Annotated in this window: 16 protein-coding genes and 2 pseudogenes; 13 read left to right on the forward strand and 5 right to left on the reverse strand. The window is 72.4% G+C overall.

The window, feature by feature from the left end:
- Positions 1-77: 77 nt before the first annotated feature.
- The gene (locus tag MXD62_RS29930; protein ID WP_248832725.1) at positions 78-2,297 is read right to left on the reverse strand and encodes an NADP-dependent isocitrate dehydrogenase; all 2,220 of its coding nucleotides are present in this window, start codon (positions 2,295-2,297) and stop codon (positions 78-80) included.
- Between the two features lie 261 nt (positions 2,298-2,558).
- Positions 2,559-6,062, reverse strand: coding sequence for a proline dehydrogenase family protein (locus MXD62_RS29935; RefSeq protein ID WP_248832726.1), 3,504 nt, complete (start codon positions 6,060-6,062; stop codon positions 2,559-2,561).
- A gap of 265 nt (positions 6,063-6,327) precedes the next feature.
- On the opposite strand from MXD62_RS29935, the gene MXD62_RS29940 reads away from it, so the two are divergent.
- The 3 genes from MXD62_RS29940 (at position 6,328) to MXD62_RS29950 (ending at position 9,363) form a co-directional block, all read left to right on the forward strand.
- Entirely contained in the window at positions 6,328-6,714 is a 387-nt protein-coding gene (locus MXD62_RS29940; protein ID WP_248832727.1) for a VOC family protein, read from the forward strand.
- Positions 6,715-6,738: 24 nt separating this feature from the next.
- The gene (locus MXD62_RS29945; RefSeq protein WP_248832728.1) at positions 6,739-7,974 is read left to right on the forward strand and encodes a pentapeptide repeat-containing protein; all 1,236 of its coding nucleotides are present in this window, start codon (positions 6,739-6,741) and stop codon (positions 7,972-7,974) included.
- 99 nt (positions 7,975-8,073) lie between these two features.
- Positions 8,074-9,363, forward strand: coding sequence for an EAL domain-containing protein (locus MXD62_RS29950; protein WP_248832729.1), 1,290 nt, complete (start codon positions 8,074-8,076; stop codon positions 9,361-9,363).
- A 40-nt stretch (positions 9,364-9,403) separates the two neighbouring features.
- Here MXD62_RS29950 and MXD62_RS29955 read toward each other — a convergent pair whose 3' ends face one another.
- Positions 9,404-10,798: a lamin tail domain-containing protein gene (locus MXD62_RS29955; protein ID WP_248832730.1), complete on the reverse strand. Its 1,395-nt coding sequence runs from the start codon at positions 10,796-10,798 to the stop codon at positions 9,404-9,406.
- A gap of 301 nt (positions 10,799-11,099) precedes the next feature.
- Here MXD62_RS29955 and MXD62_RS29960 point away from each other — a divergent pair, with 301 nt between their 5' ends.
- A complete protein-coding gene (locus MXD62_RS29960) occupies positions 11,100-12,371 on the forward strand; it encodes a glycoside hydrolase family 43 protein (protein ID WP_248832731.1) in 1,272 nt (423 codons plus the stop codon).
- 60 nt (positions 12,372-12,431) lie between these two features.
- Here the strand turns inward: MXD62_RS29960 and MXD62_RS29965 are convergent, their stop codons facing one another.
- Complete coding sequence (locus MXD62_RS29965; protein WP_248832732.1) at positions 12,432-13,079, reverse strand: CoA transferase subunit B; 648 nt, start codon at positions 13,077-13,079, stop codon at positions 12,432-12,434.
- 1 nt (position 13,080) lies between these two features.
- Positions 13,081-13,824, reverse strand: coding sequence for a CoA transferase subunit A (locus MXD62_RS29970; protein WP_248832733.1), 744 nt, complete (start codon positions 13,822-13,824; stop codon positions 13,081-13,083).
- 977 nt (positions 13,825-14,801) lie between these two features.
- Between MXD62_RS29970 and MXD62_RS29975 the strand changes: the two genes are divergently transcribed.
- The 9 genes and pseudogenes from MXD62_RS29975 to MXD62_RS41060 all read left to right on the forward strand — a co-directional run.
- Positions 14,802-15,941 carry an acyl-CoA dehydrogenase family protein gene (locus MXD62_RS29975; RefSeq protein ID WP_248832734.1) on the forward strand — a complete coding sequence of 380 codons (1,140 nt, stop codon included), beginning with the start codon at positions 14,802-14,804 and terminating at the stop codon, positions 15,939-15,941.
- A 58-nt stretch (positions 15,942-15,999) separates the two neighbouring features.
- Positions 16,000-17,421: an aldehyde dehydrogenase gene (locus MXD62_RS29980; RefSeq protein WP_112105796.1), complete on the forward strand. Its 1,422-nt coding sequence runs from the start codon at positions 16,000-16,002 to the stop codon at positions 17,419-17,421.
- A 15-nt stretch (positions 17,422-17,436) separates the two neighbouring features.
- A complete protein-coding gene (locus tag MXD62_RS29985; RefSeq protein ID WP_248832735.1) occupies positions 17,437-17,820 on the forward strand; it encodes a carboxymuconolactone decarboxylase family protein in 384 nt (127 codons plus the stop codon).
- Positions 17,817-18,677: an NAD(P)-dependent oxidoreductase gene (locus MXD62_RS29990; protein ID WP_248832736.1), complete on the forward strand. Its 861-nt coding sequence runs from the start codon at positions 17,817-17,819 to the stop codon at positions 18,675-18,677. The genes MXD62_RS29985 and MXD62_RS29990 overlap by 4 nt, the downstream gene beginning before the upstream one ends.
- A gap of 609 nt (positions 18,678-19,286) precedes the next feature.
- Complete coding sequence (locus tag MXD62_RS29995) at positions 19,287-20,558, forward strand: aromatic ring-hydroxylating dioxygenase subunit alpha (RefSeq protein ID WP_248832737.1); 1,272 nt, start codon at positions 19,287-19,289, stop codon at positions 20,556-20,558.
- Complete coding sequence (locus tag MXD62_RS30000; RefSeq protein WP_020461807.1) at positions 20,542-20,865, forward strand: hypothetical protein; 324 nt, start codon at positions 20,542-20,544, stop codon at positions 20,863-20,865. The genes MXD62_RS29995 and MXD62_RS30000 overlap by 17 nt, the downstream gene beginning before the upstream one ends.
- Position 20,866: 1 nt before the next feature.
- A pseudogene (locus MXD62_RS30010) lies at positions 20,867-21,785 on the forward strand (amidohydrolase family protein).
- On the forward strand, positions 21,775-22,185 hold the full coding sequence (locus MXD62_RS30015) for a nuclear transport factor 2 family protein (protein ID WP_071063054.1): 411 nt from the start codon (positions 21,775-21,777) through the stop codon (positions 22,183-22,185). The pseudogene MXD62_RS30010 and the gene MXD62_RS30015 overlap by 11 nt, the downstream one beginning before the upstream one ends.
- A pseudogene (locus MXD62_RS41060) lies at positions 22,182-22,300 on the forward strand (acyl-CoA dehydrogenase); the annotation flags it as partial. The gene MXD62_RS30015 and the pseudogene MXD62_RS41060, both read left to right, overlap by 4 nt.

Genomic DNA, 22,300 nt, shown 5'->3' on the forward strand with positions numbered 1-22,300 from the left:
CGTGCGGTGCCCGGGCCCTTTCCCTTGACCCACGTTCTCCTGACGTCCCGCTCCTGACACGTGGTCAGGCCGGCAGGTCAGGCAAGCGTCGCGATGGCCTCGTTGAAGGTCTTCGACGGGCGCATCACGGCCGCGGCCTTGGCCGGGTCGGGCTGGTAGTAGCCGCCGATGTCAGCCGGCGAGCCCTGCACGGCGAGCAGCTCGTCGACGATGGTCTTCTCCTGGGCCGCGAGGCTCTCGGCCAGGCTGGTGAACGCCTGCGCGAGCGCGGCGTCGTCGGTCTGCGCCGCGAGTTCCTGGGCCCAGTACAGGGCCAGGTAGAAGTGGCTGCCCCGGTTGTCGATGCCACCGACCCGGCGGGTGGGCGACTTGTCCTCGTTGAGGAAGGTCGCGGTCGCCCGGTCGAGGGTGTCGGCCAGCACCTGGGCGCGGGCGTTGCCGGTGCGCTGCGCGAGGTGCTCGAAGCTCACCGCCAGTGCCAGGAACTCACCCAGGCTGTCCCAGCGCAGGTAGTTCTCCTTGACGAGCTGCTGGACGTGCTTGGGCGCCGACCCGCCGGCCCCGGTCTCGAACAGGCCGCCGCCGTTCATCAGCGGGACGACCGAGAGCATCTTCGCGCTCGTGCCGAGCTCCAGGATCGGGAACAGGTCGGTCAGGTAGTCACGCAGCACGTTGCCGGTTACCGAGATGGTGTCCTCGCCGCGGCGGATGCGCTCCAGCGAGAAGGTGATGGCGTCGACCGGGGCCTTGATCTCGATCTGCAGCCCGGTGGTGTCGTGGTCGGCCAGGTAGGTCCGGACCTTGGTGATGAGCTGGGCGTCGTGCGCGCGGGTCTCGTCAAGCCAGAACACGGCCGGGTTGCCGGTGGCGCGGGCCCGGGTGACGGCGAGCTTCACCCAGTCGCGGATCGGGGCGTCCTTGGTCTGGCAGGCGCGGAAGATGTCACCCGCGCTCACGGTCAGCTCGAGGACCGCCGTGCCCGCTCCGTCGACGAGCCGCACGGTGCCGGTCGTCGGGATCTCGAAGGTCTTGTCGTGGCTGCCGTACTCCTCGGCCTTCTGCGCCATCAGGCCGACGTTGGGCACCGAGCCCATGGTGGCCGGGTCGTAGGCGCCGTGGGCGCGGCAGTCGTCGATGACGGCCTGGTAGATGCCGGCGTAGCTGCTGTCGGGCAGGACGGCGAGGGTGTCGCCCTCGGCGCCGTCGGGCCCCCACATGTGGCCGGAGGTGCGGATCATCGCCGGCATGGACGCGTCGACGATGACGTCGCTGGGCACGTGCAGGTTCGTGATGCCCCGGTCGGAGTCGACCATGGCCAGCGGCGGCCCGGCGGCGAGCTCGGCCGCGAAGGAGGCCTTGATCTCGGCGCCCTCGGGCAGCGCCTCCAGGCCCTTGAAGATGCCGCCGAGGCCCTCGTTCGGGGTCAGGCCGGCCGCCGCGAGCGCCGCGCCGTGCCGGGCGAACGTCTCGGGGAAGAACGCGCGCACGACGTGGCCGAAGATGATCGGGTCGGAGACCTTCATCATCGTGGCCTTCAGGTGCACCGAGAACAGCACGCCCTCGGCCTTGGCCCGAGCCACCTGCGCGGTGAGGAACTCGCGCAGCGCCCCGACCCGCATGACGGAGGCGTCGACGACCTCACCGGCGAGCACCGGTATCGACTTGTGCAGGACGGTCGTGGTGCCGTCGTCACCGACCAGCTCGATGCGCAGGGCGCCGTCCGCGGCGATCACCGTGGACTTCTCGGTCGAGCGGAAGTCGTCGGCGTCCATGGTGGCGACGTTCGTCTTCGAGTCGGCGCTCCAGGCGCCCATGCGGTGCGGGTGCGCCTTCGCGTAGCCCTTCACCGATGCCGGCGCCCGGCGGTCGGAGTTGCCCTCGCGCAGCACGGGGTTGACCGCACTACCCTTGATCTTGTCGTAGCGGGCCCGGACCTCCCGCTCCTGGTCGGTCTTCGGGTCGTCGGGGTAGTCGGGCAGCGCGTAGCCCTGCTGCTGCAGCTCGACGACCGCGGCCCGCAGCTGCGGGATGGACGCCGAGACGTTCGGCAGCTTGATGATGTTCGCCTCGGGCGTGCGGGCCAGGTCGCCGAGCTCGGCGAGCGCGTCGTCGATGCGCTGGGACGGCTCGAGGTACTCCGGGAAGCTGGCGATGATCCGCCCGGCCAGGGAAATGTCGCGGCTGACGACGCCGACCCCGGCCGTCGACGCGTACGCCTGCACCACCGGCAGGAACGAGTACGTCGCCAGCGCTGGCGCCTCGTCCGTCTGGGTGTAGATGATCACCGAATCAGTCACCGATACTCCGCTTCACGTCTACTACTTCGTGTCGTATCAAGGTATGCCCTGCCCGTCCCGCGCCACTGATCATTGCGCAGAGGCATGTGGCACCGTGCGTTGCCGCTCGTCCCGGCCATCCACTGTCGCCGCCCGCGGGTGCGCCGTGCCACCGTTTGCGACCTGCGCGACCTGCACGACCCGGCGACCGCCCGCGTCCGCGTCGGCCCGGAGCCGGTGTCGGCCGCGGCGGGCGGGTGGGGAAACAGCAGGAAGGGGCTGTCAGAGGAGGCCGTCGGAGAGGCCGTCCGGGGTACCGAAGCGGTGGGCGGTGATGCTGACCGCCTGCTCGCGCAGGAACGGCAGCAACTCCAGCCGCCCGGACTCGGTCACCGGCCGCGCGTGGACGGCGATCTCCAGGCGGTCACCGACCGCGGCCGTCAGCGCGCCGGCGTCCCCGCCGATCAGCCGAACCCGCAGCCCGGCCCGGCTCGCCGGGCGTCGGGCCAGATCAGCGAGCCACTCGTCGTCGGACTGGCGGCTGTTCGCGACCGCCAGCCCGGCGAGCTCCGCGCGTAGCCACCGCGGGAGCTCGACCGCGGAGCTCACCCGCAACGGCGAGCCGGCCAGCAGCCCGGCCGCGACCACGCGGACGAGCTGGTGGATCCCGCCGCCCGCGAAGCGGATCTCGACCGGAACGGGCTGGTAGCGCAGCACGTTGCGCTCGGCGGACAGCCCGGCGAGCTCGCGGGCGACACCGTACCCGCCGGCCCAGGCGGCCGCGTCGCTGCGCAGCGCCCGTTCCAGCCCAGCGAGATCCGCGACCGCACCAGCCCCGTCGGCGGCAGCGGCGGCGAGCAGGCGGCGGGCGGCCGGTCCGAGCTCGGCCGTCGCGGAGCTGGGTCTGCTGGTCCAGTCAGCGAGGGCGTAGAGGTAGGTCGGGCCGCCCGCCTTGGTTCCCGGGCCCACCGCCGAGCGCTTCCAGCCGCCGAACGGCTGGCGGCCCACGATCGCGCCGGTGATGCCGCGGTTCACGTAGAGGTTGCCCGCCTGGACGTGGCGCAGCCAGTAGTCGAGCTCCGCCGCGTCGAGCGAGTACAGGCCCGCGGTGAGGCCGAAGTCGACCTCGTTCTGGATCTCCACGGCCTCGGCGAGATCGGCCGCCGGCATGATCCCCAGGACCGGGCCGAAGTACTCCGTCCGGTGGAACTCCGACCCGCGGGACACCCCCGCGCGCACTCCGGGCGACCACAGCCGGCCCTGTTCGTCGAGGCGCCGCGGCTCGACGAGCCAGCGCTCGCCCGGGCCGAGCTCGGTCAGCGCGCGCAGCAGCTTGCCCGCCGCCGGTTCGATGAGCGGCCCGAGCTGGGTCCGCGGGTCGGCCGCCTCCCCCACGACCAGCGAGCGGACCGCGTCGACGAGCTGGTCGCGCAGCCGGCGGGACGCCGCCGCGGAGCCGACGAGGATGAGCAGCGACGCCGCCGAGCACTTCTGGCCGGCGTGACCGAACGCGGAGGCGACGACGTCGCGCACGGCCAGGTCGGGGTCGGCGCTCGGCGTCACCACGATCGCGTTCTTGCCGCTCGTCTCCGCGAGCAGCGGCAGGTCGCGGCGGAACGACCGGAACAGCTCCGCCGTCTCGAACGCGCCGGTGAGGATGACCCGATCGACGCGAGGGTCACCGACCAGCGCCCGGCCGAGGTCGCCCTCGTCCACGTTGACCAGCTGGAGGACCTCGCGGGGGATGCCGGCGTCCCACAGCGCCCTTACCAGGACGGCGCCGCAGCGGCGGGCCTGGCCGGCGGGTTTGATCACCACCGGCGAGCCGGCGGCGAGGGCGGCGAGAGTGGACCCGGCGGGGATCGCGACCGGGAAGTTCCACGGCGGCGTGACCACGGTGAGGCGCACCGGCGCGAGCAGCGCCCCGTCGACGTCGTCGAGCCCGGCACCCCGCTCGGCGTAGTAGCGGGCGAAGTCGACGGCCTCCGAGACCTCCGGATCGGCCTGGTCGAAGGTCTTCGCGGTCTCGGTGGCCATGACCTCGACCAGCTCGCCGCGCCGCTGTTCGAGCACCTCGGCGGCCCGGCGCAGCACGGCCGCGCGGCCCGCCCCGCCCAGCGCCACCCAACCCGGGCCAGCGGCGACCGCGCGTGCCAGCACCGCGTCCAGCTCGTCCGCCGAACGGATCGTGGTGGCCGCGACGAGGTCGACGCCCAGCGTGGACGCCGGCACCCGGGCCAGGACGCGCCGCGCCCATGTCCGGTTGGCTGCCAGGGAGGGGTCGGTGTCCGGAGCGTTCCGGAAGCCTCCCGCGCCATCAGGCCCGGCCGGCCCCGCTGCGCCGATGGGAGGCGCGGCGCGCAGGCGGTTCTGGGTGCGGCGCGGGGACGGGACGGTGTCGTCGACGTCGGCCAGCGAGGCGCGGAACCGCTTCTCCTCACGGGCGAACAGCGTCTCGTCGGTGGCGAGGTCGAACACGGCCGACATGAAGTTCTCCCGGCTCGCGCCCTCCTCGAGCCGGCGGACCAGGTAGGCGATGGCGACGTCGAACTCCGCCGGCCGCACCACCGGGGTGTAGAGGAGCAGGCCGCCCACCTCGCGCGCGACGGCCCGGGCCTGCGCCTGCGCCATCCCGAGCAGCATCTCGAAGCGGAGGCCGCCGCGGGCGCCGCGGCGGCCGGCGAGGAGCCACGCGAAGGCCAGGTCGAACAGGTTGTGGCCGGCGACCCCGACGCGCACGTTGGCGACCCGGTCGGGATGCAGGGCGTAGTCCAGCAGCCGTTTGTAGTTGGCGTCGGTGTCCTGCTTGGTGTCGTACGGCGCCGGCGGCCAGCCGCGCAGGGACGCCTCGGCCCGTTCCATCGGCAGGTTCGCGCCTTTCACCAGCCGTACGGTGACCGGGGCGCCGCCGGCCGCCCGCCGGGACGCGCTCCACTCCTGCAGGCGGGTAAGGGCGCCGAGCGCGTCGGGCAGGTAGGCCTGCAGGACGATCCCGGCCGCCAGGCGCCGCAGGGCCGGTCGGTCGAGCAGCGTGGTGAACACCTCGATCGTCAGGTCCAGGTCGCGGTACTCCTCCATGTCCAACGTGACGAACGTGGCCGGCCGCGACTCCGCTGGCCGCGACTCCGCCGGCCGCGCTGCCGTGGCCTGCTCGAACAGCGGTGTCAGCGTCTCCACGACATGCGCCACGGTCTCCTCGAAGGCCCAGGCGGCGTGCGGCGCGACGCTCGCCGACACCTTGATCGACACGTGGTCGACGTCGTCCCGGGCGAGCAGCGCCGTCGTGCCCGCCAGCCGGCGCGCGGCCTCCCGCTCACCGAGGACGGCCTCCCCCAGCAGGTTCATGTTCAGCTGGACGCCGGGCTGGCGCAGCCGCTCGATGGCCCGCCCGAGCCCGCGGTCGGTGGCATCGACGACGAGGTGGCCGACCATCCGGCGCAGCACCCGCCGGGCGGCCGGGACGACGACCCACGGCACCACGGGCCCGGCCACTCCCCCTGCCCGCACCGCACCGCGCAGGTACCAGGGCAGGAAGGCGGGCACGGACGGCGCGAGCCGGGCCAGGTTGCGCGCCGCTACCCGCGGGTCCTCCGGACGGATCACCCCGTCTACGAAGCGCACGGTGAACGCCAGCCCGCCCGGCTCCCGCAGGACGGCGGCCAGCCGGGCGGCGGCCGGGTCCACCGGCTCGGACGCCGCCTCGGCGACCCAGCGGCGGACCAGCGCGACAGCCTCGTCACCCAGGTCGGACAGGTCGTGCGGGCTACTGCTCACTGCCGCGGTCATCGCCGTCCTCGGGTCGGTGTGGCTGTCTTTCACAGTGTGGCCGCGAGCACCGACAACACGGCCCCACCGGCGGGGTACACACCGGTCGTACCCGCGGCGCGCGGTCCGTCCACGTCCGCCCCCCACCGGGCGGCCACGGGTCAGCCGGGATGCCCGGCGCGGCACGGGAAAGCTTCATAGGATCTTGGCTGCGGCGCCGCGTGCCGGTCACCGGCCGGGTGAGGCATGGAGGCGCCGCCGAGGTGTCGCACGGAGGCGTTCACCCATGTCCGTCGAGCTGAACCACACGATCGTCCACGCCCGCAACGACGAGGAGTCCGCCCGGTTCCTGGCCCACATCCTGGGTCTCGAGGTCGGGCCGCGGACGGGCCGGTTCCTGCCGGTCGTCACGGCCAACGGCGTGGCCCTCGACTTCGCCGCCACCGCGGCGGAGCCCATCGCCGCGCAGCACTACGCGTTCCTGGTGTCGGACGAGGAGTTCGACGCGGCGTTCGCCCGGATCAGGCAGGCCGGCATCACCTTCTACGCCGATCCGCGGGGGCGGCAGAAGGGCGAGATCAACCACAACCACGGCGGGCGCGGCCTGTACTTCCCCGACCCGTCCGGGCACTGGATGGAGATCCTCACCCGCCCCTACGGGAACAACGGGTAGCGACCGGAGGACGGTGGGCGGGAGATGACCGACAACGCCGGTGTGACCCCCGGCGCTCATGGAACCTGCTCCTGCGGCGGCGCGGCCGGCGTCGCCACCAGCGGCGCCGCGCGACGGTCCGCGGGCCGGCGCTGGCTGTGGATCGTCGCCGGGCTGGCCGCGGCCGGCGCGGCGGCGGCCGCGGTCGGGATCTGGCATCTCCCCCCGCGGATGTACCCGGACCCGGGCGACACCGACGCGCGGGCGGCCCTGCAGGGCGGCCTGCTGACCGCGGCCTCGGCCCTCATCGCCGTGGCCGGCGCCCTGGTCGCCCTGGACGAGACCCGGGCGGCCAACACCGAGACCCGGCGGGCGAACGAGGCGGCCGACGAACGCGAGCGGCAGGCCCACGCGAACACCCACGTCCGCGAGCTCTACACCCGGGCGATCGACCAGCTCGGCTCGGACAGCGACACGATCCGCCTGGGCGGCATCTACGCCCTCGAACGGATCGTCGCCGACAGCCCCGCCGACCGGCGGGCCGTCGTCGAGGTCCTCGCCGCCTTCGTCCGCACCCTCAGCACCGATCCCCGGCGCGCCCCGGCACCCGCCGCACCCGCCGCGCCGTCCGCCAAGCCCGGGCGGCGCGGGCCGTCCCGGCCGCCCGCCGTCGACATCCGCGCCGCCGTCGGCGTCCTCGCCCGGCTCCCGCACCCCGCGGACCTCACCGGCGCCGACCTGACCGGGCTCACCGGCCTCACCAGCCACGCAGATCTTCCCGGTGCGCCCAGCCTCGCCCACCTGACGCTCACCAACGCCACCCTGGCCGACGCCCGGCTGGCCGGGGTCGACTTCACCGGCGGCAGCCTGGACGACGCCGATCTCGCCCGCGCCGACCTGCGCCGGGCGAACCTCACCGACGCCGAGCTCGTCGACGCGGACCTCACCGGCGCCCGGCTCGCCGACGCGACCCTTGCCGGCGCCCTGCTCTTCCGGGCAACCCTCACCGGCGCCCAGCTGGGCCGGGCCGATCTCACCGGCGCCCAGCTCGGCGGCGCCGACCTCACGAACGCCGTCCTGGACGAGGCGATCCTCGCCGACGCCGTCCTCTCCGGGGCGAACCTCACCAACGCCCGGCTGGACGGCGCCGACCTCACCGCGGCCACCGGCCTGGCCCAGAAGCAGGTGGACTCCGCGCGCGGCGACCGGCGGACCCACCTGCCGGCGGGCCTGGCCCGGCCGGCGTCGTGGGACACCGAGGAAGGGCCGGCCGGGCAGTAGAAGCCGGGCCCGGCCGGGGGACGTCCGCCGCCGCGACGGGCGCGGTGGATGTGCGCGCCGCGGGGATCGAGTCGATCCTGACGGTGGAGGTGACGGCGCATGACGGCCGGCGGCCTGTCGATCCTGGGGACGCCGGTGGACGTCCCGGAACCGGACACGGCAGTGGTGCACCTGCTCGGCGTGCTACGCAACCAGCTGGGGATGGATCTCAGCTGGCTGTGCCGCTTCGACGGCGACCGGTTGGTCCTGCAGGCCCATAACGGCGACGGCGCCTCCTACGGCGTCGGCCCGGGCACGACCGTGCTCGGCTCGCCCGAGGAGCGGGAGCGCACGCTCTGCTGGCGGGTGCTGACCGGCCGGCTGCCGCCGATCATTCCCGACACGCTGGAGGACCCCCGGACGGCGGGTCTGCCCACCATCACTGAGCTCGGTGTCCGCGCCTACGCCGCGACGCCCGTCCACGACGGCGACCGCGTCTACGGGGTCGTCGGCTGTATCGGGCGGGTTCCCCGGCCGGACCTGGATTCACGGCACGTCCAGATCCTGATGTTGATCGCGGACCTGCTCAGCGTGTCGGTCCGGGATCTGCACCGGATGTGGGAGCACTCCAGCCGGACCTGGCGGGCCGTCCGGGAGGTCCTCGACAGCGGCGGGCCGCGTCTGGTGTTCCAGCCGGTCGTCGACCTGCGCACCGGGTCGGCCGTGGCGGCCGAGGCCCTCGCCCGGTTTCCCGGCCCGCCGGCCGATCCCCAGCAGTGGTTCGCGCGGGCCGCCGGCGTCGGGCTCGGCGTCGAGCTGGAGCTCTCCGCCGTCCGGCGGGCGCTGGGCGTGCTGCCCGCCATCCCGGCCAACGCCCGCCTGGCGGTCAACGCCTCCCCGACCGCGCTCACCGGTGGTCTGCTCGGTGTCCTCCCGGACATCGACCTGACCCGGCTCGTCGTTGAGATCACCGAGCAGGAACGCAGCCTGGACGACCCGGCCGTGCTGCGCGTGGCCCGGGAGCTGCGCGCCCGCGGGACCCGGATCGCCGTCGACGACGTCGGCGCCGGCTACGCCGGGCTCGCCCGGCTCGTACAGCTGCACCCCGACGTGATCAAAATGGACCGGTGCCTGATCCACGGCATCGACACCGATCCCGTCCGCCGCGCGACCGCCATCGCGCTGGTCTACCTCGCCGGGAAGATCGGCAGCCGGATCATCGCCGAGGGCATCGAGACCGCCGCCGAGCTCACCGCGGTGCGCGACACCGGGATCGGCTACGGCCAGGGGCACCATCTCGGCGTCCCGGACCCGATGCTGCCCGTCTTCCACCGGCCCCGGTGGCCGGGCGGCCCGGGACCACCCGACCACCGCCCGGCCACCGGGGCCCAGGACGTCAGCAGTGCTTAGGACCTCAGCATTGCGTGGGACGTCAGCATTGCGTGGGACGTCAGCAGTTGAGCGTTCCGGCACGCAGCGCGTGGCTGGCGTCGTTGGCGTCGTCGGACCACAGGACCGGCTTCAGCCCGGACACGCAGGTCTCCTGCGGCGCGATGGCGAATCCCTCGTTGTTGTAGTTCGCCATTCCGGTGGGCCGCTCGTAGACGGCCGTGACGGCGAGCTGGCCCTGGGCGTTGACGTCGAGCGTCGCGGTGCGGCCCTGGCAGGTGTCGTCGCAGGCCGCCCACAGGTGGCCGGTGCCGGGCTCGTACTCGAGGTCCATCACGCCCGCGAAGCCGCTCGGCACGGTGGCGATCCGGGTGTAACCGCCACCTGTCTGGTCGAGGGCGTAGGCGTAGATCGTGCCGTTGGCCTCCAGGCCGACGAAGTACAGGCCGCTGCCGTGGCCGGGATAGGAGGCCGGATTGTACGCGGCGCTGGTGTGCTCGTCCCGGAAGCCGTGCGCGGTGAGGAACGAGTCGGGGATCCACGCGATGCCCTCGGGGCCGCTGTTGGCCGCCACCGCGGGCAGGTCGGAGGTGAGGTCCCACTCCGCGGTCGCGTTGAGCGCGGTGGCCGTGGAGGACACGTCGAACCGGGCGATCTTCGGCAGGCTGGTGCTGCCGTTGTTGTCGCGTTCGGTGGCGACCACCACGCCGTCGGGGGTGACGACCACGCCTTCCGCGTCGAGGTCGCCGGTCCCGTTGGCGTAGTGCAGCGCCTTGCCGGACGTCCAGCCGCCGGAGGTGTCGGGAACCCACGTCGCGCCGCTGGGCACGAGCCGGTAGAGCGTGCCGGGGCCGTTCTTCACCGCCCAGAGCACGCTGGCGCTCTGGAAGGACAGCCCGCTCAGGTTGGTGCCGAACGCGTTCGTGGCGTCGGCGACGGTGACCGCGGTGCCACCGGGCCACGCCGCGGCCGTACCGCCACCTGAACAGGAGTTGGCGGTGCCCCGGGTCGACGCCGTGGTCGTGGTGAACGCGCCGCTGCCGTCCGGGCACCGCCCGTAGGTCGTCGTGGCATGCGAGGTCCAGGTGTACGAGTCCACCAGCGTCGTCCCGCCCGGCTGGTACAGCCGCACCGAGTCGGCGCTGCCCAGGCCGAACACCGGATCCACGTCGAGCACCACGCGTCCACCGGCGGCCACCGAGGTACCCGAGGCGACCGTGAACACGTGCGAGTTGTTGTTGTCCTTGACCACCCACCCGGAGATGTTCACCGCGGCCGTACCGGTGTTCACCAGTTCCACCCAGTCACCCGGCGAACCGCCGTTCGACTCGATCTCGTTGATCCGCACGTCCGTCGGTCCGGCCATCGCCGCCGGCACGCCGAACAGTGCGAGCGCGACCATGGCCAGGACGGCGGCGACAACGAGCCGCCCCCTCCCACGCAAATTCCAACGCAACGCAGTGGCTCCTTCTCCCAGGGTGACCAACGGAGAGCGGCGAAATCGCGCCCCGACGAAGCCTTCAGCACACCGACGACCGGGAACTGAACACCCGACCAACAACATGGGCAACACAGATGACCACCATTCGTGGGTGGGTGTGCCGGCTGAGGCACATTCCGTGTCCGCCGTAAGCGCCGCTGGCGCCGACGTCGGATCAGAACGCCTGGCAGGGCTCACATGAGGCCCACATCAACGGCATCAAGACTGCGGACGGCGCCGACCACTTCGTCCCGTCGTTCCCAGGAGGATGCCCGCCGTGCCGACTTCGGCCGAACCCCGTCCCGGTACGGCGCCCCACCCGCCGCCAGCGCTCCCCCCGACCGATCCGCCGACCGACCCGCCGACACCGCGGCGCGGTCGACCGCAGCGGCGGGCCGCCGTCGCCCTGATCGCCGTCGGAGCGGTCGTCGCCGTGCTGGTCACCTCGCTGATCGCCGCGCGGGGCGGTTCCGCCCACGCGCCGTCGGCCGCCTCTGTCCCGAGCACCGACACGAGCGGCACGCCGAGCGGTTCCGGTAGCGCTCCCTCGGACGGCCCAGCACCCGGCTCACCGACGGACGAGCGCGGCGTGATCGCCGTCCCGGGATCGAACCTCGCCGACCCCTACGTGCTCGCCGCCGGCGCGACCAGCTACGCCTACGGGACCAACGCGGACGGCGCCAACATCCCCGTGCTCGTCAGCACCGACCCGGAGCTGCGGGCCTGGACGCGGGCCGGCGACGCGCTGCCGCGGCTGCCCGGCTGGGCGCAGGACACCGGCTTCACCACCTGGGCGCCCGCGGTCGCCCGGGTCGACGACGGGTACGTGCTCTACTACGCCACCCGGGTCGCCGCCACCGGGCACCAGTGTGTCTCGACGGCCCACGCGGCCAGCCCCACCGGCCCGTTCGCCGATACCTCGGCCGCGCCGCTGATCTGCCAGGAGTCCGAGGGCGGCAGCATCGACCCGAGCCCGTACACCATGGGCGCCGACCGCTACCTCACCTGGAAGAGCGAGGGCGTCCTGCCCGGAACCATCCCGGCGATCTGGGCGCAGCGCCTCTCCCCCGACGGGCGCACCCTGCTCGGCGAGCCGGCCCGGCTGCTAACGCCAACCCTTGGCTGGGAGCACGGCGTCGTCGAGGGCCCGGCGATGCTGGCGCGCGACGGCCGCTACGACCTGCTCTACTCCGCCGGGGACTGGCACAGCACCGGCTACGCGACGGGCTCGGCGACCTGCGCCGGGCCACTCGGCCCCTGCACACCGCGGCCGGAGCCCCTGCTGCGCACCGGCACCGCCGGCGTCGGCCCCGGCGGCGCCGAACCCTTCCAGGCGCCGGACGGAGCCTGGTGGCTGGCGTTCCACACCTGGAACCGCCGGCAGCCGGCGGCCTCACCGCACGCCGACCGCCAGCTCGTCCTGGCACCACTCGCTCCGGCCGGCCCGCCCACGCCGCCTGGGCGGGAGCCCGGCCGGCCCGCTCGAGCCGGCCTCGAGCTGGGCCGTGTCCTCAGCGGCCAGGCAGTCAGCCAGACCGCCAGTGGCTAACAGCGCTCCGGTTCCGCGGAACCCCGAGACCGACCGCGGCTCGCGGCGATCCCGGTGGCGCTAGGTGGTGACCAGGTCGACGGTGAGCTCCGTGCCGGTGGCGGCGCGGACGTCGTCGACGGTCACGCCGGGCGCGGTCTCGCGCAGCGCCAGGCCGCCGCCGGGCACGACGTCGATGACCGCGAGGTCGGTGATGATCCGCTGAGCGCAGGCGCGGCCGGTCAGCGGCAGCGTGCACTCGTCGAGGATCTTGTGGCTGCCGTCGCGGGCGACGTGCTCCATCATCACGATCACGTGCCGGGCGCCGTGCACGAGGTCCATCGCGCCGCCCATGCCCTTGACCATCTTGCCGGGGATCATCCAGTTCGCCAGGTCGCCGACCCGGGAGACCTGCATCGCCCCGAGCACCGCGACGTCGACATGACCGCCGCGGATCATCCCGAACGAGGTGGCCGAGTCGAAGAAGGCCGCCCCCGGCAGGACGGTGACGGTCTCCTTGCCGGCGTTGATCAGGTCGGGGTCGACGGCGGCGTCCGCCGGGTAGGGGCCGACGCCGAGGATGCCGTTCTCGCTGTGCAGGACCACGGTCACGCCGTCGGGCAGGTAGTTCGGAACCAGGGTCGGCAGGCCGATACCGAGGTTCACGTACTGTCCGCTCTCGAGCTCGCGGGCGACCCGGGCCGCGAGCTCGGTACGAGTCAGGGCCATCTCAGCTCACCGTCCGCTTCTCGATCCGCTTCTCCGTGTCGGGCGTGTGCACGACCCGCTGGACGAAGATCCCCGGGGTGTGTACCTGGGCCGGGTCGAGCTCGCCGGGCTCGACCAGTTCCTCGACCTCGGCGATGGTGACCCGCCCGGCCGTCGCGCACAGCGGGTTGAAGTTGGCGGCGCTCGCCCGGTAGACCAGGTTGCCGTGCCGGTCGCCCTTCCAGGCATGGACCAGGGCGAAGTCGCAGACTATGCCGCGCTCGAGGACGTAGGTCCGGCCGTCGAAGATCCGGGTCTCCTTCGGCGGCGAGGCGACCGCGATGCCGCCGGAGCCGTCGTACAGCCACGGCAGGCCGCCCTCGGCCACCTGGGTCCCGACGCCCGCGGGGGTGTAGAAGGCCGGGATGCCGGCGCCACCGGCGCGCAGCCGCTCGGCCAGGGTGCCCTGCGGAACGAGCTCGACCTCGAGCTCACCGGAGAGGAACTGACGCTCGAACTCCTTGTTCTCCCCGACGTAGGAGCCGGTGGTGCGCCGGATCCGCCCCGCCCGCAGCAGCAGGCCGAGGCCCCAGTCGTCCACTCCGCAGTTGTTGCTGACCGTCTCGAGGTCCTTGGGGCCGGCGGCGAGCAACGCGCGGATGAGGCCACTCGGGATGCCACAGAGCCCGAATCCGCCCACCGCCAGCGAGGCCCCGTCGGGGATGTCCGCCACGGCGAGCTCCGCGCTCGGAACCACCTTGTCCAACCTGTCCACCCCTCACTCCCGCACCGGCGACGGTCTCGTCCGTTCAGCAGGTAACAACAGGTCACAGCGTTCGATCAGTGACAGCCTTTGATCAGTGCGACGACCCCGCCCCCGACCGCCCTCGAGCCGGGCGGCCACCGGCCGCGCCGGTGGGGCTGGTGGTGGAACCCGCGGTGTCGGATGCGCCACGACACCCGCGAGCGCGGTCAGGGAGACGGCATGCACGCCACCCGACACACGACGGTTCACGCGCACGCAACTGATCACGTTGGCCGACGGTTCACGTTAGCAGAGACTCACTGGGCCGAGGCCACGCTCACCCGAACGGGTCCGGAAGATCTTCCCGGCCGCCTCCGCGACGCCCCCGTACCCGGACTGGCACCTTCCGTCACCGGTCCGCCATCAGTCGGCCGTCGCGGCTGTTCGCGGTACGTACCAGACGGGACGGGCGCTGCCGCCCACTGGACTGCGTCCGGGCAGCAAAGGTACGTTAAGCCCCGGTCTCGCGCCGCGTGTGGCCGCGCGCGAACTCCCGGGACCACCCCAGCTTGAGGCGATGCAGTTCGAGGCGACCCGCTCCCGGCGATCCCACCGAGGCGGTTCGGCTGCGACCGACGCGTCCGAGGTGGCCTGGAGGCGACCGGAGCCCGTGGGATCGATGGCATTCCCACGGTCGGCGGCGCTTGGCGGGGCAGTGTGGTCGACCCGTCACCACGTCGGCCGACGGCGTCCCGGTCACGGGCCCGCCGGCCGGTCCGGGGCGCGGCGGCCCACCTCCACCTCCTCCTGAGCATGGTCTGCCCGTCCCGCGGGCCGGCCGGTCCCCGGCGCACGAAACCGATATCCGACAGGCAAGCGATATCCAGCACGCACACGACCAGGCACACGAAACCCGACGGGCCCGTCATGCGCGGGGCCCGTGACTCAGACGACGACGTCGGCGGGACACCCCGCCTCGGCCGGAGAGGGGCGACCGGATGCGACGCACGGTCTACGGTCCCGAGCACGACGCTTTTCGGGCAGCCGTCCGCACCTTCTTCGAAAAGGAGATCGGGGCGCACTACCGCGAGTGGGAGGAAGCCGGCCTACCGCCGCGCGACTTCTACAACAAGGCGGGGGACGTTGGAATCCTCGGTCTGGGGATCCCGGAGGAGTACGGCGGCGGCGGGGCGGACTTCCTGTTCAACGCCGTCGTCACCGAGGAGGCCGCCCGGGCCGGCTACGCGCTGGGCCCGCTGCGCATCCACGCGGACATCTCCGTCCCCTACTTCGTGGATCACGGCAACGAGGAGCAGAAGACACGCTGGCTGCCGGGCCTGGCCAGCGGCGAGCTGGTCGCCGCGCTGGCGCTGACCGAGCCGGGCGCCGGATCGGACCTGGCCGGCTTCACCACCACCGCGCGCCTCGACGGCGACCACTACGTCGTCAACGGGTCCAAGACCTTCATCACCGGTGGCCTGAACGCTGATCTCTTCCTGACCGCGGTGAAGACGGACCCGACCCAGCGCCACGCGGGCCTGTCGCTGCTGGTGATCCCCGGCGACCTCCCGGGTGTCAGCCGCGGGGCCCCGCTGCACAAGATCGGGCTGCACATCCAGGAGGCCGTCGAGATCTTCTTCGACGACGTCCGCGTCCCGGTGGCGAACCTGCTGGGCGAGGAGGGCCAGGGTTTCACCTACCTGACCTCGCACCTCGTGCAGGAGCGGCTCTCCATCGCGATCAACGCCCAGGGCGCGGCCGCGTCGATCGTCGAGCAGACCGTCGCCTACGTCAACGGCCGCAAGGTGTTCGGCAAGACGCTCAACACCTTCCAGAACACCAAGTTCGTGCTGGCCGGGTGCGCGACCGAGGTCGAGGCGGGCCAGGCACTGCTGGACCAGGTGCTTCTCGCGCACGTGACGGGCGAGGCGACGCCGGCCGACGCCGCGATGGTCAAGCTCTACTGCACGGAGATGCAGGGCCGGGTGATCGACGCCTGCCTGCAGCTCTTCGGCGGCTACGGCTACATCAACGAGTACCCGGTGGCGCGGGCCTGGGCCGATGCCCGGGTCGGGCGGATCTACGGCGGTTCCAGCGAGATCATGAAGACGATCATCGCGAAGTCGCTCGGGCTGTGACGGTGCGCCCGCCGCGCCCCGCGCCCGCCCGCCCGCCGCACCCTGGAGGTGACCTGACGTGACTGTCCGTCACGACCACTGGATCGGCGGGAAGGCTGCGGCACCGGCCGGCGGGAGCTACCTGCCCACGCTCGACCCCTCGACCCGCGAGCCCGGTGACGAGATCGCCGCCGGCTCCCCCGTGGACGTCGACCGTGCCGTCACCGACGCGGCGGCGGCCCAGCCACAGTGGGCGCGGCGGTCGGGGGCGGAGCGCGGCGAGCTGCTCCACCGGGTCGCCGACGTCATCGACGCGCACGCGGCTGAGCTGATGGAGCTGGAGCGGGTGGCCACCGGCAAGATCGCCACCCAGCTCCGGTTCGAGGTCGAGCAGTCCGCCGCCTACTTCCGGTACTACGCCGGGGTGGTGCGCGCGCACCACGGGCGCACGATCGACCTGGGCGGGGGCAGCCACACCTACACCCGGTTGGAGCCGTACGGGGTCGTCGCGGCGATCACCCCGTGGAACCTGCCGCTGAACCAGGCGTGCCGGGCGCTGGCCCCGGCGCTGGCCGCGGGCAACGCCGTGGTGGTCAAGCCGTCCGAGCTGACGTCGATCTCCACCGTCCGCCTCGCGCGGCTGGCGAGCGAGGCCGGGCTCCCGGACGGCCTGTTCAACGTCGTGACCGGAACCGGGCCCGAGGTCGGGACCCCGCTGGCCGCCGACCCGCGGGTCGGGCGCGTCACCTTCACCGGCTCGGTCGCCACCGGGCGGCACCTGGCCCGGATCGCGGCCGACCGGCTCGTGCCGGCGACCCTCGAGCTCGGCGGCAAGTCTCCCCTGGTGGTCTTCGCGGACGCCGACCTGGACCGGGCGGCGGCCGCCGCGGTCTCGACCGTGGCGACCAACTCCGGGCAGGTGTGCTCGGCGACGACCCGGCTGCTCGTCGAGGCGTCCGTGCACGACGAGCTGGTCGCCCGGGTGGTCGCGGCGGTGGAGCGGCTCACCCCGGGCGTGGACTTCGGCCCGATCATCACCGAGGCGCAGTACCGGAAGGTGCTGGACTTCTTCGCACGGACGCTGGCGTCCGGGCTGCGGCCGGCCACCGGGGGCGCCGCCTACGCCGACGGCCCGGGCGCGAAGGGCCTGTACATCCGGCCCACCGTCTACGCCGGGGTGGCGCCGCACCTGCCGGTGGCCCGCGAGGAGGTCTTCGGCCCGGTCCTGGTGACACTGCCGTTCGAGGGCGAGGACGAGGCCCTCGCGCTCGCCAACGACAGCGAGTACGGCCTCGTCGGCAGCGTCTGGAGCGGGGACGTCGCGCGCGGTCTGCGGCTGGCGGAGCGGATCGAGGCCGGCCAGGTCGCGGTGAACGGCGGCCCGCTCACGGTCGAGACGCCGTTCGGGGGCTACAAGGCCAGCGGTTACGGCCGGGAGAAGGGCATCGAGGCCCTGCACGAGTACGCCCGGGTGAAGACCGTCAGCCTGTCGCTCTACTGAGGATCGGGAGGACCCATGGAACAGACCGAGCAGCTACGCGCCGCCTACGCCATGCGCCGAGCCATGCTGGGCGACGCCTACGTCGACCGCGCGACCGGCGACATCGACGAGACCAGCCAGCAGTTCCAGGACCACATCACGTCGATGGCGTGGGGCGTCTGGACCAGGGAGGGCGTGCTGTCCACCCGGGACCGCAGCCTGCTGGTCATGGCGATGACCGCGGCGCTGGGCCGGATGGAGGAGTTCCGCCTGCACGCGAGCTCGTCGTCGCGCACCGGGGTCAGCGACGCGGAGATCGACGAGCTGCTGTTCCAGGTGGCGGCGTACTGCGGCGCGCCGGCCGCGATCTCGGCCCGGCGGGCGGTCAAGGCCGTGCGGGCGGAACGCGACGACGCATGACGGCCCCCAGTGTCGGCTTCGTCGGCCTCGGGAACATGGGCGGGGCGCTCGCGGCCAACGTCGCGCAGTTCGGCCTCGACCTTGTCGTCCACGACGCGGCGGGCCCCGAGCGCGCCCCGGAGGGAACCACCCATCTCGACGACCTGGCAGCCGTCGCCCGGCACGCCGAGGTGGTCGTGCTCAGCCTGCCCGACGGCGTGATCTCGGAGAAGGTGGCCCGCGGGCTCGCCGAGACGGCCGACCGCAGGGTCACCCACGTCGTCGACACCTCGACGATCGGGGTGAGCGCGGCCCAGCGCATCACCGACCTGCTGGCCGCCAGCGGCATCGGCTACGTGGACGCGCCGGTCTCCGGCGGTGTCACGGGCGCCCGTGCCCGCACCCTGACGGTGATGTACGCGGGCACGGACGACGCCTGCACCCGGGTGGAGCCCGTGCTGGCCGCGCTGAGCGACCGCCGGCGCCGGGTCGGTGACCGGCCCGGCCTCGCCCAGGCCCTCAAGCTGGCCAACAACTTCCTGGCCGCCGTCGCGCTCGCCGCGACCAGCGAGGCGGTCGCGTTCGGCACCTCGGCCGGCCTCGACATGGGCACGATGCTCGATGTGCTGAACACGGCGAGCGGGCAGAACAACGCCACCGCCGAGAAGTTCCCCCGGCAGGTGCTCACCGAGCGCTACTCGGCCGGCTTCGCGAACTCGCTGATGGCGAAGGACCTGCGCCTCTATCTCCAGGAGGTGCGCGAGCTGGACGGGCCGACGTCGCTGGGCACGGTCACGTCGTCGGTGTGGGAGGAGTTCGCCGCGGCCGAGCCGGGCGTCGACTTCACCCGGATCTACCCGTTCGTCCAGGGCTCCTGAAGCTGTTCGTCCAGAACTTCTGAGCCGCCGCTCACCCTCGACCCGGCATCCGCCCCGCGCCCGTGTCGCGACCGCACCCCGCGGCCGCGGCGCGGGCGCGTTGCTGTCACGCCCGAAGGCCGCCGTTCGGGGCAGGATGTGGCATCCTCCTCTCCAAGTAAGGAAGCCGGCTTCTCGGCTCCAGAGAACTGCCGGTCGGCGGGAGGCGCGCCCCTGCGTCCCACCTCGGGTACCCGTTGTCACGATTGCGTTCGGTGACGTTGACGCGGAAGCCTCTCCATGGAAACCTAATTATCGACATGGAGAACGTAGTTCTCACAGGGACGAGGAGAGACCGGACGATCATGCGTGTCACCACCCCGTCGACGCCCCGACCCGGCCGGCCAGCCGGGCCGAGGGACGGGACGGTGCCGCGCGCGTCCGGTCCGGCCACCCGCGGACCTGCTGGAACGCCTCGACGGACGCCGAGTGACGGATCCGGCCGGGTAACGGTCCGGCTGAGTGACGGTCCGGTCGGCACCGTCGGCGACTGTTGCGCGCCTGCCATCGCGCGCAACATCATCGCCCGCACCACCATCGGCATGGCGCTCGAAAACGAGAGGTAGACCTGTGCCCCACTTCAGCAAGCCCCCGGCGGGGAGCTGGACCGAGAACTATCCCGAGCTCGGCACCGCGCCCGTCGACTACAACGACTCGATCGACCCCGCGTTCTACGAGCAGGAGCGCGAGGCGATCTTCAAGCGCACCTGGCTGAACGTGGGCCGGGTCGAGCGCCTGCCCCGGACCGGCAGCTACTTCACCAAGGAGCTGCCCGCCGCCGGGACGTCGCTGATCATCGTCAAGGGCCCGGACGGCAAGGTGCGCGCGTTCCACAACGTGTGCCGGCACCGCGGCAACAAGCTGGTGTGGAACGACTTCCCGGGTGAGGAGACCGCCGGCAGCTGCCGGCAGTTCATCTGCAAGTACCACGCCTGGCGTTACGACCTCACCGGCGAGCTGACCTTCGTCCAGCAGGAGGGTGAGTTCTTCGACCTGGACAAGAAGCAGTTCGGCCTCAAGGAGGTCGCCTGTGACGTCTGGGAAGGCTTCATCTTCGTCAACCTGAACCCGCAGGAGACCCTCACCGAGTACCTCGGTGACATGGTCAAGGGCCTTGAAGGTTACCCGTACTCGGAGCTGACCGAGGTCTACTCCTACCGGGCCGAGGTCGGCGCCAACTGGAAGCTGTTCATCGACGCTTTCGCGGAGTTCTACCACGCGCCGATCCTGCACCAGAAGCAGGCCGTCAAGGGCGAGGCCGAGAAGCTCATCGGCTACGGGTTCGAGGCGCTGCACTACCAGTTGTTCAGCCCGCACTCGATGGTGTCCTCCTGGGGCGGCATGGCCCCGCCGAAGGACCCTTCGATGGTCAAGCCGATCGAGCGCGTGCTGCGCAGCGGCCTGTTCGGCCCCTGGGACACGCCCGAGATCGACGGCCTTGAGGTCGAGCAGCTCCCCACGGGGATCAACCCGGTGAAGCACAAGTCCTGGGGCACCGACTCGTTCGAGATCTTCCCCAACTTCACGCTGCTGTTCTGGAAGCCGGGCTGGTACCTGACGTACCACTACTGGCCGACCGCGGTGAACAAGCACACCTTCGAGGCGAGCCTCTACTTCGCCCCGCCGAAGAACGCCCGCGAGCGACTGGCCCAGGAGCTGGCGGCGGTGACGTTCAAGGAGTACGCGCTCCAGGACGCCAACACCCTCGAGGCCACCCAGACGATGATCGGTACCCGTACCGTCACCGAGTTCCCCCTGTGCGACCAGGAAATCCTGCTCCGGCACCTGCACAAGGTCGTCGGCGACCGAGTCAAGGAGTTCAGCGATGCCGCTACCGTCTGAGTTCGCCGCCCTCGAGCCGTACCTGGCCTGGGACCTGGCCACCGAGCCCGAGCGCTACGCCCGCCGCCTCGCGTCCACGATGGACGAGATGCAGGAGTTCTACGACGTCGCCTTCCCGCTCCTCGAGGACGCGATCGCCTACTGCGACAAGTTCCCGATCGACGACCTGCCCGAGGACGCCCGAACCCTGATGCACCTGATGCAGTCCCTGGTCATGGTGTCCTTCCCGGTCGAGGTCTGGAAGCAGCCCCGCGTCCCCGACAGCGGCGCGGCCTACCTGGATGTGATCGTCGAGCCCGTCGTCTGACGTGCTCACGATCAGGGCTGCCGGGCTTGTCGACGTCGACCTCGGTGAGGTCGTCAGGCCCGGCAGCCTCAAGATCGACGGAGACCGGATCGTCGGTGTCGGTGGCTCGCCGGAGGGCGAGATCATCGACCTCGGCGATCTGGTCCTCCTGCCCGGCCTCATGGACATGGAGGTCAACCTGCTGATGGGCGGCCGCGGCGAGCATGCCGTGACCTCTCCCGTCCGGGACGACCCCCGCTACGGATGATGCGCGCCGTCGGCAACGCCCGCCGGACGCTAAGGTGTGCGCGTCGGGTGGGGTCATGTCGCACACCGGCCTGCCCGGGGCGCAGCACCACTCCGACGAGGAACTGCGCGCGATCGTCGACGAGGCGCACCGCCACGGCCTGCGGGTCGTCGCGCACACCCACGGCGCCCAGGCGGTGCGCTCGGCCGTCGAGGCGGGTATCAACTACATAGAGCACGGTTTCCTCATCGACGACGAGGCGATCGAGCTCATGGTCAAGCACGGGACGTTCCTCGTGGCGACCCAGGCCCTGATCGAGGGCATGGACGTCTCCCACGCGGCGCCCGAGCTGAAGGAGAAGGCGGCCCAGATCTTCCCCCGGGCCCGGAACTCGATCCGGGAGGCCTTGGCCGCCGGAGTGAAGATCGCCGTGGGCACCGACGCCCCGGCGATCCCGCACGGCAGGAACGCGATCGAGCTGGTGGCCCTGGTCGAGCGCGGTATGACCCCGCTCGACGCGATCCGGGCGGCGACCACCACCGGGGCCGAGCTGCTGGCCGTCACGGACCGGGGCCGGCTCGCCGAGGGCCCGCTGGCCGACGTCGTCGCCGTCGCCGGAGATCCGCTGTGGGACATCAGCACGCTGCAGAACGTGAAATTCGTGATGAAGGGCGGCAAGACCTTTGTCCACTGACGACGTCGTCGCGATCCAGCAGATGCTGGCGAAGTACGCCGTTACCATCACCCAGGGTGACGTCGAGGGGCTGCTCTCGGTCTTCACCCCGGACGGCACCTACAGCGCCTTCGGTGACGTGTTCACCCTCGACCTGTTCCCGAAGATGGTCGCGGCCGCGCCGAAGGGCCTGTTCCTGACCGGGACGGCCCTCGTCGAGATCGACGGCGACGAGGCGACCGGAACCCAGCCGCTGTGCTTCATCGAGCACTCGAAGCACGACATGCGGATCGGGTACTACTCGGACACCTACCGCCGCACGCCGGACGGCTGGCGGCTGCGCACGCGCAAGATGACCTTCATCCGGCGCAGCGGGGCGCACGACTCGGGGCGGCCGCACGCCTACGAACCGACCCCGTGAACATCGCGGAGTTCCGGTCGGACGTGCAGGCGTGGCTGGCCGAGAACGACCTGACCCCAGGACCCGACCACTCCCTCGACGGGCAGGTGGCCCAGCTCGCGCGGGTGCGCCGCGC

Origin of the sequence: Frankia sp. Mgl5 (genome assembly GCF_023242985.1) — a bacterium.
Taxonomy (GTDB): domain Bacteria; phylum Actinomycetota; class Actinomycetes; order Frankiales; family Frankiaceae; genus Parafrankia; species Parafrankia soli.